This is a genomic window from Pseudomonas sp. NBRC 111140, assembly GCF_001320885.1.
Classification (GTDB): Bacteria; Pseudomonadota; Gammaproteobacteria; order Pseudomonadales; family Pseudomonadaceae; genus Aquipseudomonas; species Aquipseudomonas putida_P.
In genome coordinates this window covers 37,767-53,927 of the sequence record NZ_BCBQ01000009.1, presented here as the reverse complement: position 1 = coordinate 53,927, position 16,161 = coordinate 37,767, and the positions used below count along the sequence as shown (strand labels likewise).

Annotated in this window: 14 protein-coding genes; 13 read left to right on the top strand and 1 reads right to left on the bottom strand. The window is 63.5% G+C overall.

Translation table 11 applies throughout. The annotated features are described in order from the left end of the window. Positions 1 to 95: 95 nt before the first annotated feature. The 11 genes from APH42_RS04955 (at position 96) to APH42_RS04905 (ending at position 12,869) form a co-directional block, all read left to right on the top strand. Positions 96 to 599, top strand: a complete 504-nt coding sequence (locus tag APH42_RS04955) for a sigma-70 family RNA polymerase sigma factor (RefSeq protein WP_012270457.1) — start codon at positions 96 to 98, stop codon at positions 597 to 599. Then, complete coding sequence (locus APH42_RS04950; protein WP_012270458.1) at positions 596 to 1,540, top strand: FecR domain-containing protein; 945 nt, start codon at positions 596 to 598, stop codon at positions 1,538 to 1,540. Before APH42_RS04955 ends, APH42_RS04950 begins: the two co-directional genes overlap by 4 nt. Before the next feature lie 140 nt (positions 1,541 to 1,680). After that, a complete protein-coding gene (locus tag APH42_RS04945; RefSeq protein ID WP_012270459.1) occupies positions 1,681 to 4,101 on the top strand; it encodes a TonB-dependent siderophore receptor in 2,421 nt (806 codons plus the stop codon). A 109-nt stretch (positions 4,102 to 4,210) separates the two neighbouring features. Continuing rightward, positions 4,211 to 5,230 (top strand): transporter, encoded by a 1,020-nt coding sequence (locus tag APH42_RS04940; protein WP_012270460.1) that lies wholly within the window; start codon positions 4,211 to 4,213, stop codon positions 5,228 to 5,230. 102 nt (positions 5,231 to 5,332) lie between these two features. Further along, complete coding sequence (gene ycaC, locus APH42_RS04935) at positions 5,333 to 5,953, top strand: isochorismate family cysteine hydrolase YcaC (RefSeq protein WP_012270461.1); 621 nt, start codon at positions 5,333 to 5,335, stop codon at positions 5,951 to 5,953. 108 nt (positions 5,954 to 6,061) lie between these two features. Then, positions 6,062 to 6,880 (top strand): polyphosphate kinase 2, encoded by an 819-nt coding sequence (gene ppk2, locus APH42_RS04930; protein WP_012270462.1) that lies wholly within the window; start codon positions 6,062 to 6,064, stop codon positions 6,878 to 6,880. 36 nt (positions 6,881 to 6,916) lie between these two features. Beyond that, positions 6,917 to 8,113, top strand: a complete 1,197-nt coding sequence (locus tag APH42_RS04925) for a monovalent cation:proton antiporter-2 (CPA2) family protein (protein ID WP_012270463.1) — start codon at positions 6,917 to 6,919, stop codon at positions 8,111 to 8,113. 40 nt (positions 8,114 to 8,153) lie between these two features. Continuing rightward, a complete protein-coding gene (locus APH42_RS04920) occupies positions 8,154 to 9,251 on the top strand; it encodes an AI-2E family transporter (RefSeq protein ID WP_060492871.1) in 1,098 nt (365 codons plus the stop codon). Positions 9,252 to 9,254: 3 nt separating this feature from the next. Continuing rightward, positions 9,255 to 10,769, top strand: a complete 1,515-nt coding sequence (locus tag APH42_RS04915; RefSeq protein WP_012270465.1) for an efflux transporter outer membrane subunit — start codon at positions 9,255 to 9,257, stop codon at positions 10,767 to 10,769. Then, a complete protein-coding gene (locus APH42_RS04910; RefSeq protein WP_060492870.1) occupies positions 10,766 to 11,863 on the top strand; it encodes an HlyD family secretion protein in 1,098 nt (365 codons plus the stop codon). Before APH42_RS04915 ends, APH42_RS04910 begins: the two co-directional genes overlap by 4 nt. Further along, positions 11,853 to 12,869 carry a DUF2955 domain-containing protein gene (locus APH42_RS04905; RefSeq protein WP_012270467.1) on the top strand — a complete coding sequence of 339 codons (1,017 nt, stop codon included), beginning with the start codon at positions 11,853 to 11,855 and terminating at the stop codon, positions 12,867 to 12,869. Before APH42_RS04910 ends, APH42_RS04905 begins: the two co-directional genes overlap by 11 nt. A gap of 8 nt (positions 12,870 to 12,877) precedes the next feature. Here the strand turns inward: APH42_RS04905 and APH42_RS04900 are convergent, their stop codons facing one another. Beyond that, positions 12,878 to 14,590: a SulP family inorganic anion transporter gene (locus APH42_RS04900; RefSeq protein ID WP_060492869.1), complete on the bottom strand. Its 1,713-nt coding sequence runs from the start codon at positions 14,588 to 14,590 to the stop codon at positions 12,878 to 12,880. Between the two features lie 118 nt (positions 14,591 to 14,708). On the opposite strand from APH42_RS04900, the gene APH42_RS04895 reads away from it, so the two are divergent. Both APH42_RS04895 and APH42_RS04890 read left to right on the top strand, forming a co-directional pair. Then, positions 14,709 to 15,215, top strand: coding sequence for a sigma-70 family RNA polymerase sigma factor (locus APH42_RS04895; protein WP_060492888.1), 507 nt, complete (start codon positions 14,709 to 14,711; stop codon positions 15,213 to 15,215). Then, positions 15,212 to 16,159, top strand: a complete 948-nt coding sequence (locus tag APH42_RS04890) for a FecR domain-containing protein (RefSeq protein WP_060492868.1) — start codon at positions 15,212 to 15,214, stop codon at positions 16,157 to 16,159. The genes APH42_RS04895 and APH42_RS04890 overlap by 4 nt, the downstream gene beginning before the upstream one ends. Positions 16,160 to 16,161: the final 2 nt, after the last annotated feature.

Here is a 16,161-nt window from a genome sequence, read left to right as displayed (position 1 = left end):
TGATGGCCATGGGCAAGTCTCTTGAAATGCGCGCACTTGTAAATAATACTGCTTCCCATTAACACCCTCGCGTAACCCTGCCTCGAGGTACTCCCGTGTCGTCGCTGCCCCACAACGCTCAAGTCGGCGAGCTTTACCGTGGCCATCACTCCTGGCTGCGTGGTTGGCTGTTCAAGCGCCTGGAGTGCCAGCACCAGGCTGCCGACCTGGCCCAGGACACGTTCCTTCGCCTGCTGGGGCGTGACACCTTGAATGGCCTGCGCGAGCCACGCGCATTTCTGGCCACCGTCGCCAAGGGGCTGGTGGTGGACCATTACCGCCGGCTGAGCCTGGAACGGGCCTGGCTCGACAGCCTCGCGGCGCTGCCTGAGCCGGAAGCTCCGTCAGCCGAAGCGCGGGTGCTGGTGCTGGAAACCCTGGTGGAAATCGACCGGATGCTCGATGGGCTGAAGCCCAAGGTGCGTAGCGCGTTCCTGCTGTCGCAGCTGGACGGGCTGACTTATCCACAAATTGCCGAACAGCTGGGCCTCTCGCTCAGTTCGGTGCAGCAGTACATGACCCAGGCGTTCGGCCATTGCTACCGGGTGCTGTATTCGTGAGCGCATCGGAACCGACTGAGCAAGTGGTGGCGCAGGCCATCGGCTGGCGCGTGCGCCTGGCCTCGGGGCTGGCCCAGGTCGAAGAACTGGAAGCCTGCCAGCGTTGGCGCGGTTTGCACCCAAGCCATGAGCAGGCCTGGCAACGGCTGGCGGTGTTCGACGGGCGCCTGGGGGCGATGCCGCCACCCCAGGCAAGCCAGGCCCTGCGTTACCGCGATCGACGCACGGTACTCAAAGGGCTGGCGTTGCTATTGGGCGGCTCAGCCGTGGTCGGTAGTGCCAGCCTGGGGATGCGCGGCTCGCCCTGGCTGGCAGGGCAGCGCACTGCCATGGGTGAGCGCAGGCGCCTGCAACTGCCGGATGGCGGCTGGCTGCAGATGAACAGTGGTAGCGCGTTGGACCTGGCATTCGACAGCCAGCAGCGGCGTATAAATCTGCTGGCTGGCGAGGTGATGATCCAGACCGGCAAGCAAGGGGCCGAACGGCCATTCTGGGTTGAAACCCCCTTGGGGACCTTGCAGGCACTCGGGACCGGTTTCTCGGTGCGGCTGAATGACGAGAGTGCGTTGCTGGCCGTGGAGGAGGGGGCCGTTGCGGTGCGGCCGGGTACCTTGCTGCAATCTGCAGCCGTTATACGCGCGGGGGAGCAGGTGCGTTTCAACCGGCAAAGGGTATTTGCGACCCAGCCATTGGACCGTGACGCACTGGCTTGGCGCGACGGGTATCTGGTCGTTCGGCAGTGGCCTTTGGCCCGCCTGTGTGCCGAGCTCGGGCGTTATCGCAACGGGGTGTTGCGCTGTGACCCTGCGGTAGCGGACTTGCTGATTTCCGGGGTGTTTCCGCTGGACGAGCCGGACCGGGCGCTGGCGGCATTGGGCCGTACTTTGCCTGTGCGAACGCGGTACTTGACCCGCTGGTGGGTGACCCTGGAGCCGGCCTGACAAAGCGCGTGAGCCCCTTCGCGGGCATGCCCGCGAAAACGTTCATGCACATCTCACAGAAACTATTTTCTTTTTTTTTGCAGTTTTTTCGCCGTGGCTCGGCCTCCTTGCAATTCCGCTCATGACCACAAGGAAACCCCATGGCGTCGTCCCCGCACACCCCGCTTGCCCGCGCCCTGCGTATCGCCCTGCTGGGCCTGAGTGTCAGCCTGCCCATTGGCAGCCTGGCGCAGGCTGCGCCAAGCCACCACGTCGAAGTCCCGGCCGGTAGCCTGGAAGGTGCCCTCAACGCCTATGCCCGCCAGGCCGGCGTGTTGCTGAGTTTCGACCCGGCACTCACACGTGGCCTGAGCAGCCGCGGCCTGTCAGGTGATTACCCGATCGACGTAGGCTTCGCTTCCCTGCTCGGCAACACTGACTTGGCCGCCGAAGCCAGCAGCGATGGCAGCTGGCGCCTGGTACGTGCGACGAGCCAAGGGGCGGTCACCTTGCAGGCACAGACCATTTCCGCCCTGGGCGAAGAGAACCCGCTGGGGCCGGTGGGCAGCTACGTGGCCAAGCGCAGTGTCACTGCAACCAAGACCGACACGCCTATCCATGAGACCCCGCAGTCAATTTCGGTAGTAACCCGTGAACGCATGGAGGCTCAAGGCGTGCAGTCGGTCAATGAGGCCCTGCGTTACACCCCGGGCGTGTCTTCCTACGGCGCCAACAACCGCTCCGACTGGTACACGGTCGTACGCGGCTTCTCGCCGACGACCTATCTAGACGGCCTGCAACTGCCGACCACCATCAACCTGGCCAGCTGGATGGTCGACCCCTACATGCTCGAACGTGTCGAAGTGCTGCGTGGTCCGGCAGGCGTCTTGTATGGGCAGGGCGACCCCGGTGGGGTGATCAACCAGGTATCCAAGCGCCCGAGCACGGTCAGCAGCCACGAAATCCAGGCCCAGTACGGCACTGACGCGCGCCGACAGCTGGGCTTCGACAGCACCGGCGCGTTGGATGACGAGGGCGTTTGGAGCTACCGCATAACGGCCATCGGCCATGAAGCCAACATTCGCGACACCCCTTGGGAGGACAAGCGCCAGGCACTCTCCGCCGCCCTGACCTGGCAGCCGTCGGAAGAGACCCGGCTGACCGTAATGGGCAATTACCTGGCGGACGATTCCAACGCCCAGGACAACTTCCTGCCGGCAGTTGGTACTTTGTCCCACTCGCCCTACGGCAAGATCGGTCGCGATACCTTCACCGGCGACAAGCACTTCTCCAAGTACGAGAAGACCCAGTACAGCCTCGGCTACGAATTCGAAACGCGCCTGAACGACGTCTGGCAGCTGCGCCAGAACCTGCGTTATTCGCATCTGGACCTGAATGACAACATGGTCTTTGGTGTTGGCACTACCGCCTACTACGGCATGGAAGGTGGTGACGAGCGCACACTGTTACGCTACGCCGGCATCGAGAACCCCAAGTACAGCCGCTGGGCTGTGGATAACCAGGCCCAGGCCGACTTCAGTACTGGCGACATCCGCCATACCCTGCTGATCGGTGTGGATTGGCAGCGTCAGCAAACCTCTGACCCGCAGGCCTACGTCCTGACCACCCCTGTCGACCTGTATGGCGGCACGGACTATGGCCCGGTCGACCCAAGCCAGTTCACTCCGGACACCTGGAGCTACAGCCATCAGACCAGCCGACAAACCGGGTTGTACCTGCAAGACCAATTGCACTTCGACGACCATTGGGTACTGACCCTGGGTGGTCGCTATGACTGGGCCACATCGCAAACCCGAAACTGGACCGATGCCGGTTCCGATCCCGAAATACATACCCGTGACGAGGCGTTCAGTGGCCGGGTTGGCCTGGTGTATCTGGCCGACAACGGCCTGGCACCCTACCTGAGCTACAGCGAAGGTTTCACGCCAAACCCTGGCACCGATGCCAACAATCAGCCATTCGAGCCCACCGAAGCCAAGCAATACGAAGCGGGTATCAAGTACCAGCCACCGGGCTCGAACAGCTCGCTGACTGCCGCTGTCTTCGAGATTACCCAGGACAACGTGCTGACCACTGCGCCAGGCAACCCCAATGACAAAGTACAGACGGGGCAGGTGCGCTCGCGTGGCATCGAGTTGGAAGGGGTGGCCAGCCTGAGCAATGAGCTCAACTTGATCGCCACCTATACCTACCAGGACGTGAAGGTGACCAAGGCCAACGATGAGACCGATGGCAAGACGCCCATCAGCATCCCGACACCGCGCAACCTGGCCTCGGTATGGGCTGACTACACCTTGCACGATGGCTTGCTCAAGGGCCTGGGTTTCGGCGCAGGGGTGCGCTACACCGGTCGCAATCCGGGGGCACCGGACAACTCGCTGAACGTGCCGGCCTATACCTTGCTCGATGCCGCCGTGCATTACGAAACCGGGCCGTGGCGGTTTGCGGTAAACGCCAGCAACCTGGCCGACAAAGAGTATGTGGCGGGATGCTATGACGCTACCCGCTGTATCTACGGCAATGGTCGCACAGTGCTGGGCACGGCCACCTATCGCTGGTAGACACCGACCCTGTGGGAGCGGGCAGTGCCGCTGAAGGTTGCTGTCATCTGGCTGCAACGAATATTCAGCAACATTTCTGCCATCTCCCCGTGCCTCATTGCGAGTTCGAATGGGCCATCCCGCGCTGCACCTGCCACAGGACCACGACCTGTTCGGCTTGCTCTACGCCTTCGCTTTCCGCCCCGGCCAGCCAGGGCGCGAAATCGATTCGACGCAGTTGTTGCACACGCTCGGCCAGCCGCTGGAGCCCGGCGAGTTTCTCTGGGTGCACCTGAACCTGGCCCACGCCGCCTGCGAGCGCTGGCTGCGCACCCACCTGCAGTTGCCCGACGCTTTCTTCGAAACGCTGCGCGAAGGCTCTCGCTCGACCCGCATCGAGCACGCCGACTCAGCACTGCTGGCAGTGGTCAACGATGTGGTGTTCAACTTCGGCCTGGTGTCGTCGGACATTTCCACGCTGTGGGCCTGTGCCAGCAGCCAGTTGCTGGTGAGTGCGCGACTGCAGCCGTTGCACTCGGTGGACAAGCTGCGTTCGTCGGTCAAGCAGGGTGAGCGTTTTCATTCGTCCATCGAACTGTTGGTCCACCTGCTGCGTGACCAGGGCGATGTGCTGACCCAGATCGTGCGTGAAACCACCACCAGCGTCGATCGCATCGAAGACCAGTTGCTGTCCCAGCGCCTAAGCGACAACCGTGCCGAGCTGGGCAGCATGCGCCGGGTTCTGGTGCGCTTGCAGCGCCTGCTGGCGCTGGAGCCGGGGGCGCTGTTGCGCTTGCTCAACCGCCCGCCGGAGTGGCTGAAGGAACAGGACATACGCCAACTGCGTGCCGCCACTGAAGAGTTCACCCTGGTGATCAGCGACCTCACCGCCCTGGGCGAGCGGATCAAGCTGCTGCAGGAAGAAATCGCCGCCAAGGTCAACGAACAGACCAACCGCACGTTGTTCACCCTGACCGTGGTAACGGTGCTGGCGCTGCCGATCAACATCATCGCGGGCTTCTTCGGCATGAACGTGGGTGGCGTGCCGCTGGCGGAAAACCCCCATGGCTTCTGGGTGCTGGTTGCCCTGGTGGCGACCTTCACCGTGCTGGTTGGGCGCTGGGCGTTTCGCAAGCGCCGGGAATACTAAAACTGGGCAGGCACAGAACAGGCGAACCGACTGACGGTCGCTCCCACCCTTCATCCTTGCCTACGCTGATACTCCCAACCCGCTGAAGCAAGGAGATCCACCGTGAGCTTCCAATACAAGCGTCTGGACAAGAACAACGCCGCCGTGCTGCTGGTCGACCACCAGACCGGCCTGCTCTCGCTGGTAAGGGACATCGACCCCGACCGCTTCAAGAACAATGTGCTGGCCCTCTCGGACCTGGCCAAGTACTTCAAGCTGCCGACCATCCTTACCACCAGCTTCGAGACCGGCCCCAACGGCCCGCTGGTGCCGGAACTGAAAGAGCAGTTCCCCAACGCCCCCTACATTGCACGCCCCGGCAACATCAACGCCTGGGACAACGAAGACTTCGTCAAAGCAGTCAAAGCCACCGGCAAGAAGCAGTTGCTGATCGCCGGTGTCGTCACTGAAGTGTGTGTGGCCTTCCCGGCCTTGTCGGCACTGGAGGAGGGCTTCGAAGTATTCGTCGTCACCGATGCATCAGGCACCTTCAACGAACTGACCCGAGATTCGGCCTGGCGGCGCATGGAGGCTGCGGGGGCGCAGCTGATGACCTGGTTCGGCGTGGCCTGCGAGCTGCACCGTGACTGGCGCAATGACATCGAGGGGCTGGGTACCCTGTTCTCCAACCATATCCCCGACTACCGCAACTTGATGACCAGTTACAACAAGCTGGCCAAATAGCGCCTCCCGGCGGGGCTGCACGGCAGCCCCCGCATCAATCTGCAAGCGAAGCGGCAAACCGTCATGAATCGACCATACTGACTCTTCATTCGCCTTCAGGAGAGTGTCATGTCGAAGCCGTCCAGGAAGAAACCCACCCAGGAACAGCCAGAAAAACTGGGCGGCAAGGCCTACGAAAAAGCGCTCAGGAACCTGCATGTAGAGCTGGTGAAGCTGCAGGAGTGGGTGGTGGCCAAGGGCTTGAAGGTATGCATTGTCTTCGAAGGCCGCGATGGCGCCGGCAAGGGCGGCACCATCAAGGCCATTACCGAGCGCGTCAGCCCGCGGGTGTTTCGTGTGGTGGCGCTGCCGGCGCCGACCGAACGGGAAAAATCCCAGATGTACCTGCAGCGCTACCTGGGCCACTTGCCTGCGGCAGGCGAAGTGGTGATCTTCGATCGCAGTTGGTACAACCGCGCAGGGGTGGAGCGGGTAATGGGCTTCTGCTCCGATGAGCAAGTGGATAAGTTCCTGACCGGTGTGCCGGTGTTTGAAAAGGTCATGGTCGAGTCGGGGATCATCCTCATCAAGTACTGGCTTGAAGTCAGCGCCGAAGAGCAAACCCGGCGCTTGCAGGATCGCATCACCGACGGCCGCAAACTGTGGAAGCTGTCGCCGATGGACCTCAAGTCGTACACCCGCTGGGATGACTATACCCAGGCGCGTGACGACATGTTCCAGGCCTCGGATACCGCTTGGGCGCCGTGGTTCATGGCGCACTCCAACGACAAACGTCGCGCTCGGCTGAACATCATCAGCCATCTGCTCAGCCGTATTCCCTACAAAGACATCACCCGCGAGCAGCTGGTGAAGCTGCCCAAACGCGGCAAGATCGGTAAGTACAAGGCTGTGGCCTACCCGTTCAAGGTCGTCGAAGAACGCTTCTGAACCCCTTCCTACGGGAAGCTGCGAAGGTACGAGCTCATGCCTCATGACGGCAGCCTGCTGCAGGCGACGGTGGTGTTCCTGTTGGCCGTGGTGCTTCTGGTACCGCTGGCGCAACGTCTGAAAATGGGGGCGGTACCGGGTTATCTGTTGGCGGGTATCCTGATTGGCCCGTCGGTGCTTGGGCTGCTCGGCAACCCGGACAACGTGGCGCGGCTGTCGGAAATGGGCGTGGTCATGTTGCTGTTCGTGATTGGCCTGGAGCTGTCCCCACGGCGTCTGTGGACCATGCGCCGGGCGCTGTTTGGCGTCGGCAGCTTGCAGGTGGGGCTTACCGCCGTGCTGCTTGGGCTGCTGGCGTATGGGGTGTTCGACCAATCCAGGGCCGCTGCCATCGTGCTGGGCCTGGGCCTGGCGCTGTCGTCCACCGCCTTTGGCTTGCAGGTACTGGCCGAACGCAAGGACCTGGGCAAGCCTCACGGCCGTCTGGCCGTGGCCATTCTGCTGTTCCAGGACATTGCCGCCATTCCCCTGATTGCTGTGGTGCCGTTGCTCGGTGGTGATGTCAGCACCGCCGACGAAGGTGCCTGGCCGTTGCTGGCCGTGGCTGTTGGCATTGGTGTGCTGATTGTTTTTGGCCGTTATCTGTTGACCCCGGTATTCAAGTGGACGGTGGGGTCGGGTCTGCCTGAGCTGTCCACCGCCACGGCTTTGCTGGTGGTGCTGGGCACCGCCTGGTTGATGGAGCACGTGGGTGTTTCGATGGCGCTGGGGGCCTTTCTGGCCGGCGTGCTGATGGCCGAGTCGCCCTTTCGCCACGAACTGGAAACCCAGATCGAGCCAATCAAAGGCCTGCTGCTGGGGCTGTTCTTCGTTGGCGTGGGCATGAGTGCCGACCTGCGCCTGCTGTTCGGCATGCCGCTGATGGTGTTGGGGCTCACCTTGCTGCTGGTCGCCATCAAGCTGCCCTTGTTGTATGGCCTGGGGCGCACGCTCGGTGGGCTCAACAAGGCACAGGCGCTCTGCCTGGGCGTAGTGCTGGCCTCGGGGGGCGAGTTCGCCTTCGTGGTGTTCAAGCTGGCGCTGGACCATCAGGTCCTCACCCAGCAGGTGCACGACCTGCTGGTACTGGCCATCACCTTGTCGATGGCCGTGGTGCCCTTGGTAATGATGGCCTTGGCGCGGCAGCTACGCGACGACAGCCCCGTGCAGGTATCCCCTGAAACGGGCCAGTGAATTGCGCCTGGCTGGTGCATTGAATGTCGGGAGGTGGATCATGCAGTCGAGTTTCAAGCTGGACAGCGCCCTGTCGCGGGGCTTGCTCGATGTACTCATCAAGGCCGGCCTTGTGGCAGCCTTGGTGATCTTCTCCTTCCAGGTATTCCAACCGTTCCTGGAGTTGATGCTGTGGGCGGTGATCCTGGCGGTCACGTTGTACCCGTTGCATTGTCGTATCCAGCGCCGCACTGGGCTCAAGCAAGGCTATGCGGCGACGCTGGTGGTGCTGCTGGTACTGGTGGTGCTGTTGGTGCCGATCTACCTGGTCGTGATGTCCATTGGTGAATCAGTGGACAGCCTGGTGACCTTGCTCAAGAGCGGTGCCTGGAGCGTGCCGGTCCCACCTGACTCCGTGGCGAATTGGCCACTGATCGGGCCGAAGGTGCATGCGCTGTGGTTGGCGGCCTCCGAAAACATGGCCAGTGTACTGAATCAGTGGATGCCCCAGATCAAGGGTGCCGGGCTTACGGTACTGGGCGCTGCGGCCAGTGCCGGTGGGGCCTTCCTGCTGTTCATCGGCGCGATCATCATTTCCGGGGTCATCATGGCCTTCGGTGAACGCGGTGAAGTCGCAGCGCAGCGTATTGCCATGCGGGTTTCGGGCGAAGAGCGCGGTAAGCCCTTGGCCACGCTGTGCACCGCTACCATTCGCGCGGTGGCGCAAGGCGTGATCGGCATTGCGTTCATCCAAATGCTGTTGATCGGTGTCGGTTTCGTCATCAAAGGCGTACCAGGGGCAGGGATGCTGGCCATCGTCATCCTCATGCTTGGGATTGCCCAAGCCCCGGCCACGTTGGTCACGGTGCCGGTAATCATTTATGTATTCAACACCGAAGGCTTCACGGTGGCGGCCATCGTTTTTGCCGTCTACACCTTCGTCGCCGGCCTTGCCGATAACGTGCTCAAACCGATGCTGCTGGGGCGCGGGGTCGATGTGCCGATGCCGGTGGTGCTGATTGGGGCACTGGGCGGCATGGTGGTCAAAGGCATCATCGGGTTGTTCATTGGCCCGGTAATCCTAGGCGTGACCTACGTGTTGTTCTGGCAATGGGTTGCGCTGCAGGTGCCGGAGCAACCGGCACCCCCCGCCGCCTGAGCCATGCCCAACTGCTGCTATGGCCTGGGGTTGCTGATGCTGCTGGCTGGTTGCACCCAGGTCGGCCCCGATTTCGAAAAGCCCCAGGCCCCGTGGCTGGACGGCTGGAGCACACCCATGCTGGAACAGGCAGGGCGTAGCGCCACCACCCCTGACCTGCGCCAGTGGTGGGCGGTGTTTGCCGACCCGATGCTGGACGCGCTGATTGCCGAGGCCGACGCCAACAACACCAACCTGCGCGTGGCTGGCCTGCGTATCGCTGAAGCTCGTGCGCAATTGGCCATCGTGCAGACCGGGCGTTATCCACAGCTGCAGCAACTGAGCGCGCAGAGCCTGTACCTGAAGCAGAACCAGTCCGGTACTGCCACCGCCCGTGATTCGGTGTTCTGGCAATCCAGCGTCGGCTTCGACATTGGCTGGGAGATCGACTTCTGGGGCCGCTTCAGTCGCGCCATCGAAAGCGCAGATGCCCTCTACTTCGCCTCCCAGGCCAACTACGCCGACGCCATGTTGTTGCTGCGTGCGCAAGTGGCCGACACTTACTTTGCCCTGCGTACCGCCGAGGCGCGGCTGGATATCGCGCAAGAGAACGCCAAGCGCCAGGCGCGTAGCCTGGAGATCACCGAGCGGCTTTTCCGCCACGGCGAACATGACGAACTCGACTGGCAGCAGGCGCGTACTCAATACCTGGCGACCCTGGCCACCATCCCTGAATTCGAGAATCAGCTCAACGCCCTGCGCAATGTGTTGTGCTCATTGCTGGGCCGCCCGCCCGGGCCGCTGCCGCAGTTGCAGGCCGGTCATGGCCAGCTGCCGCTGCCAGAGCGCGCAATATTGCAGGACGTGCCTGCCAACCTGCTGCAGCGCCGGCCAGACATTCGCGCCGCCGAGCAGGCAGTGGCGGCGCAGTCGGCGCTGGTCGGGGTGGCCGAGGCCGATCTTTATCCACAACTGAGCCTGCTTGGCAGTATCGGCTGGACCTTTCTTTCGGCCAGTCACCTGCCCAACACTTTCGACCTGGCGGCAGGGCCGAGCCTGATCTGGAACCCGTTCGACTACGGCCGGCGCAAAAATGCCGTGCGGGTGGAAGATGCCCGCTTGCAGCAACTGATCGAGCTGTACCAACAGGGTGTGCGCGAAGCCGCCCGTGAAGCCGACGACGCTGCCAGCGGTCTGGTGCGCTCGCTGCAAAGTGCAACCATTCGCGACCAGGCTTCCCAGGCGGCGCAACGCTCGCTGACCCTGGCCAGCTCGCAGTACCGCGAAGGCTTCGCCGACTTCCAGCGGGTGCTCGATGCCCAGCAACTGCTGTTGCAGCAACAGGATGGTTACCTGGTCAGCCGTGGCAACGCGGTCAGCAGCCTGGTGACGTTGTACAAGGCCCTGGGCGGAGGCTGGGACACCCGTCGCGCGCCGATCGACCCGGCCACCCGCCAGCACATGCAGCAACGCACCGACTGGGGCGAGCTGCTCGACGTGCCAGCCTCCAGCGCACATGCACAAGGTGAAACCGAATGAGCGACACCAGGCCAGCGCCGCCCCCGTCAGCCCCTGATCGCGGTATGCGCTGGGTGCTGTTGCTAATTGCCGTGAGCCTGCTTTGGTACCTGCTGGCGGACCGCTTCACGCCATACACCCAGCAGGCACGCCTGCAGGCCTACGTGGTGCCGGTGGCCGCCGAAGTGGCCGGGCAGATCAAGCGTGTGGCCGTCGGCAACAACCAGGAAGTGCGCCAGGGCGATGTGCTGTTCGAACTCGACCAAGAACAGTACCGCATTGCCTTGGCCCGCGCCGAAGCCGATCTCGATACCGTGCGCCGGCAGATCGGCGCCAGTACCGCTGGCATCGACTCCGCTCAGGCTGCGCTCGTGGCGGCCCAGGCCAATGAGCGCAAGGCGCGGCAGGACGCAGAACGCCTCAAGCGGCTGATTGACGAAGACACCGGCACGGTATCGGTGCGCCGCCTGGAAGGCGCACAGGCCACCCGTGACCAGGCCATAAGCCAAGTGGCGGCGGCCCGTGCTGAAGTGGTGCGCGCCCGTGAACAGCAGGGCGGTGCACAGGAGGACAATGCCCAGCTGCGCAGTGCAGCGGCCAACGTGGAAAAGGCCCGCCTGGACCTTGCCCGTACCGTGGTACGCGCTGATGCGAACGGGTTGATCACCGACTTGCGCACCGACGTTGGCCACTATGTCGGGGCGGGCAGCCCGATGATGACCCTGATCAGTATTCATGACGTGTGGATAAGTGCCGACATGACCGAGAACAACCTCGGTCGGCTGCGCCCCGACACGCCGGTGCTGGTGGTGCTCGACGCGCTGCCCGGCACTGTGTTGAAGGGGCGTATACGCAGCATTGGCTACGGTGTGAGCGTGGGCCAGCCTGCAGCGCCGGGTACGCTGCCGACCGTGCAGAACAGCCGCGAGTGGCTGCGTTCGGCGCAGCGCTTCCCGGTGATCGTCGAGCTGGAGCGCGACCAGCTTCAGGACAAGACCGTGCTGCGGGTCGGTGGCCAGGCCGAGGTCATGGCCTTGCCCGGCGAAGGCAACCCCCTGAACCTGCTGGGCCGGTTGTTCATGTGGCTGATGAGCTGGCTGTCATATGCCTATTGAGCTGCGCCGCCTGCGCGCCCTGCGCCTGGCCTGGGGCGTGGCACTGTGCCTGGCAGTGAGCTTTGGTATCGGCTTGCCGGTGCCGATCCTGGCACCTGTGTTTGCAGTATTGCTGCTCGCCATGCGCAGTCAGCCACTGCCCCTGCGTGCGGCGCCGGCCCTGGCGCTGCTGGTGCTGCTAAGTTGCGGCAGCGGTTTGCTGCTTATTCCGCTGTTGCGCCATGCCCCAACGGCTGGCGTGTTGCTGGTGGGGGTGGGGGTTTTCCTGACATTGCGCTATGCGTTGAAGGGGGGCAACGGCCTGCTGGCCAACCTGCTGGTGGTCGGCCTGACCATGATTGCTGCTGCCGGCACCAGCGATTTCACATTGGCGCTTTCGGTAGTCGAAGCGCTGGCCAAGGGCATGCTGCTGGCGGTGCTGGGCACGACAGTGGCGCATGTGCTGTTTCCCGAGCCAGCCGATGCGCCGGCACAACCGGCGGCGGCGCTGCTGGCCAGCGAGCATGTCAGCTGGGTGGCGCTGCGGGCCACACTGATCGTGATGCCGGCCTTTCTCCTGGCGTTGATCGCGCCGGACCAGTACATGCCACTGATCATGAAAGCCGTGAGCGTTGGGCAGCAGGCCGGCGAAACCCGTGCGCGGCACGCCAGCCGAGAGCTGATCGGTTCAACCTTGCTTGCTGGGGTGTTGGCGATAGTGTTGTGGGGGGCGTTGAGCCTGTACGTGCACCTGTGGATGTTCTTCCTGTGGGTACTGCTGTTCGCGCTCTGGCAGGCGCGACGGCTGTACCAGGCCGTGTCGAACCGGCAGAGCCCGGCTTATTGGGTGAGCTGCCTGACGACAATGCTGATCCTGTTAGGGCAGTCGGTGCAGGACAGTGCCGGCGGGCAGGACGTTTACCGCGCCTTTGCCGTGCGCATGGCACTGTTTCTGGCGGTGTCGGTGTATGCCAGTGCCATGCTTATCTGGATTGACCGGTTTCGGCTTCGGGTACGGGCTGTTTAGTTTTTCTGTCAGGGCTGCCAATCGACCCCACTCTCTTCCAGATAGGCATCCACTGCCGCGCCCACTGTAGGGTGAAAAGCCCTCTCTCCCATATGCTCGAACAACCCGAATCGCCGCATCTTGTCCTTCACCGGGTCCTTCATTTCGGCAAACTGCAACTCCACCCCCCGTGCCTCCAGCGCTCGGTCCAGCTCGGCCAGCATGTCCGCCGAGGTGATGTCGATACTGGTCACCGGTTCCGCCGCAATTATCAGCCGCTGCACCGGCGTCGGCGACGCGTCCACCGCCGCCATCACTGTGCTCTGGAACTGCTCGGCATTGGCAAAGAACAGCGGCGCGTCCCAGCGCAGCAGCACCAGCCCCGGAATACGCCGGGCCTGTGGATAACGCTGCACGTCATGGTAACCACGCAGCCCATCGGCACGCCCGAGCACCGCGTGGTGCGGCCGCCAGCCGTCCCACAGGAACTCGATCACCGACACCGCCACGGCAATGCAGATACCGGGAATGGCGCCGAACACCGCCACACCGACAAAGCAGGTGATCGACAGCCAGAATTCCCACTGCTGCATGCGGAAAATACGCTTGAGGTCGGCGAACTCGAACAGCCCCAGCGCAGCGGCAATGACCACCGCAGCCAGCGCGCTGTTGGGCAGGTGCTGCATCAGATTGGGCGCTACCAGCAGCAACAGGGTTACTGCCAGCGCGCCGATGATGCCGGTGAGCTGGGTCTGCGAGCCGGCGGCTTCGGCCACCGGTGTGCGTGACGAACTGCTGCTGATCGGGATGCCTTGGAACAGCCCCGAAGCCAGGTTGGCCACGCCCAGGCCGAACATCTCCTGGTTGGGGTTTACCGGCATTTTCAGGCGTGCGGCATAAGAGCGTGACAGTACGCTGGTGTCGGCGAACGACACCAGCGCCACGGCAACCCCGCCCAGTATCACTTCGACCAGGTCGATGTCGGTTACCCAGGGGAAGACGAAGCTGGGCAGGCCCTGGGGCAATTGCCCGAGTACCTTGACGCCCATTTGGTCGAGGTTGAACAGGCTTACTGCCAGCGTCGCCAACACCACGGCGATCAAGATGCCTGGCAGGCGCTTGAACGGTTTTAGCAGCAGGATCAGCGCCAGGCTACCGGCGCCCACGACGAAGCTTGGCCAGTGCCCCTGGCCGGCGAACAGCGCCTGGCCCAAGTGCCAAAGGTCGCGCAAGGGCCCCTCACTGTCGACTTTGAGGCCGAACAGCTTGGGCAACTGGCTGATCAATACGGTGAGGGCGATGCCGTTCATGTAGCCGTAGCGGATCGGCTTGGACAGCAGCTCGGTGATAAAGCCCAGGCGCAGCAGCCCGGCAACCACACAGAACGCCCCGGCGACCAGCGCCATCATGCTGGCGATTGCGATCGCCCGCTGCGGGTCGCTGGCAGCGTACTGCACCACCACTGCCAGGATCGGCGCGGCCAGCGCCGAGTCCGGCCCCAGCACCAGGATGCGGCTGGGGCCGAACAGGGCATAGGCCAGCAGCGGGATGATGGTGGCGTACAGCCCATAGATACCGGGGACGCCGGACGCTTCGGCGTAGGCGATGCCCACGGGTACCAGCATGGTGGTGAGCACCAGGCCGGCGGCGATGTCCTTGGGTAACCAGGCCGCTTTGTAGTGGAGCAGGGTGACCAGGCCGGGCAGCCAGCGTTGCCAGTCGAAGCGTGTGGTGTCGGGCATGGTGCGGGCTCTGGAGAAGGAGGGGGCTCAATCACAGAATAGGTGTTGGCGCCGGGTAGCGCTTCCCGCGTCTCGCCTATAAAATGCGATAAATTCTCATTAGCTTTTGGTCCTGCCCGTGTCCGCATCCCACACCAGCAAGCTGGGTTTGTTTTTCAGCGATCACCACCGCTGGTTGCTGCGGCATGTGCAACGGCAACTGAGCAACCGCCCAGACGCCGAGGACACGGCTGCCGAAACCTTCTGCCAGCTGCTTGCCGCACGGGTCGACCCAGCGGCCATCGAGCAGCCGCGCGCCTACCTCTCGACCATTGCCAGGCGATTGATTTCCGACCGCCATCGCCGCCGACGCCTGGAGCAGGCCTACCTGGAGCGGCTGATGCTGCTGCCTGAAACGCTGGCGCCCTCGCCGGAAGAAACCCACCTGCTGCTGGAAGCCCTGCACGTCATCGACCGCAGCCTGGCAGGGCTGCCGCTGGTGGTGAAGAAGGCGTTTCTCATGAGCCAGCTCGATGGCCTGGCCTATGCGGAAATTGGTCGGCGCCTGGGCGTATCCGAACGTACGGTTGGCCGCTACATGACCCAGGCCTTGCGCCAGTGTTACCTGAGCGGGGCGCAAGCATGAACCGGCGCGTACTGAACCCTGCCGCCGAACAGGCAGTCGCGTGGATGGTGCGCCTGCGCTCCGGGCGAGACGATGCCCGGCAACAGGCGCTTTTTCAGCAGTGGCTGGGTGATGACCCGGCCAACGTCCATGCCTGGGAGCAATTGCAACGTGGCTTGGGCGAGCACTTCGAGGTTGTGCGCCGAGCTCCTGGCGCTTTGCGCGATACCTTGCTGCAGCCGGAAGTCGGTCGGCGCGATGTGTTGCGGGCAATGGCCGGGCTTTCTGTGCTGGGTGGCAGTTTGTGGTTCGCCGCCAGCAGCGATACCGGCCAGGCATTGACGGCCGATTTGCGTACAGGCACCGGCGAACGTCGCAGCCTGACGTTGGCTGATGGCAGCCGGCTGACATTGAATGCCGACAGTGCGGTCGACCTCGCCTTTTCCGGCAGCCATCGGCTGGTGCGCTTGCGCAGGGGAGGGCTGGTGGTGCAGGTGGCTGCAGACCCGAGCCGTCCGTTCATCGTGCGTAGCGCGCAAGGTGATGTGCGCGCACTGGGTACGCGTTTTCTGGTCGAGCAACTGGCCGACGCCACCCGCGTGGTGGTGCTGGAGCACGCCGTGCGCGCTTCGTTGCCCAATGGCACCGAGCTGGACTTGGCAGAGGGTCAGGCAGCGTTGTTGCATGCGCAGCGCATCGAGCCACTGGCGGCGGGGCAGGCCTACCGCGCCGACTGGGTGCAAGGTCACCTCAGTGTGCTGGACGAGCCCCTGGCGTTGGTTATCGATGCCTTGCGCCCGTATCGCCCGGGGTTCGTCCGTGTCAGCCCGCAGGTGCGCAACCTGCGGGTACAGGGGGTGTTCCCGCTGGATGACAGCGAGCGCACCTTGGCTGCCCTTGAAGAGACGATGCCGATCAGCGTGAAACGCTACGGTGCCTGGCTGACCTTGATCGAAGCGCGCTGAGC

Bases quoted from the DNA above. Each gene is read 5' to 3' on its own strand.
- APH42_RS04920 (WP_060492871.1), top strand. From the start codon at position 8,154: ATGCAGTCGAGTTTCAAGCTGGACAGCGCCCTGTCGCGGGGCTTGCTC.
- APH42_RS04900 (WP_060492869.1), bottom strand. From the start codon at position 14,590: ATGCCCGACACCACACGCTTCGACTGGCAACGCTGGCTGCCCGGCCTG.
- APH42_RS04915 (WP_012270465.1), top strand. From the start codon at position 9,255: ATGCCCAACTGCTGCTATGGCCTGGGGTTGCTGATGCTGCTGGCTGGT.
- APH42_RS04940 (WP_012270460.1), top strand. From the start codon at position 4,211: ATGGGCCATCCCGCGCTGCACCTGCCACAGGACCACGACCTGTTCGGC.
- ppk2 (WP_012270462.1), top strand. From the start codon at position 6,062: ATGTCGAAGCCGTCCAGGAAGAAACCCACCCAGGAACAGCCAGAAAAA.
- APH42_RS04905 (WP_012270467.1), top strand. From the start codon at position 11,853: ATGCCTATTGAGCTGCGCCGCCTGCGCGCCCTGCGCCTGGCCTGGGGC.
- APH42_RS04945 (WP_012270459.1), top strand. From the start codon at position 1,681: ATGGCGTCGTCCCCGCACACCCCGCTTGCCCGCGCCCTGCGTATCGCC.
- APH42_RS04910 (WP_060492870.1), top strand. From the start codon at position 10,766: ATGAGCGACACCAGGCCAGCGCCGCCCCCGTCAGCCCCTGATCGCGGT.
- APH42_RS04890 (WP_060492868.1), top strand. From the start codon at position 15,212: ATGAACCGGCGCGTACTGAACCCTGCCGCCGAACAGGCAGTCGCGTGG.
- APH42_RS04925 (WP_012270463.1), top strand. From the start codon at position 6,917: ATGCCTCATGACGGCAGCCTGCTGCAGGCGACGGTGGTGTTCCTGTTG.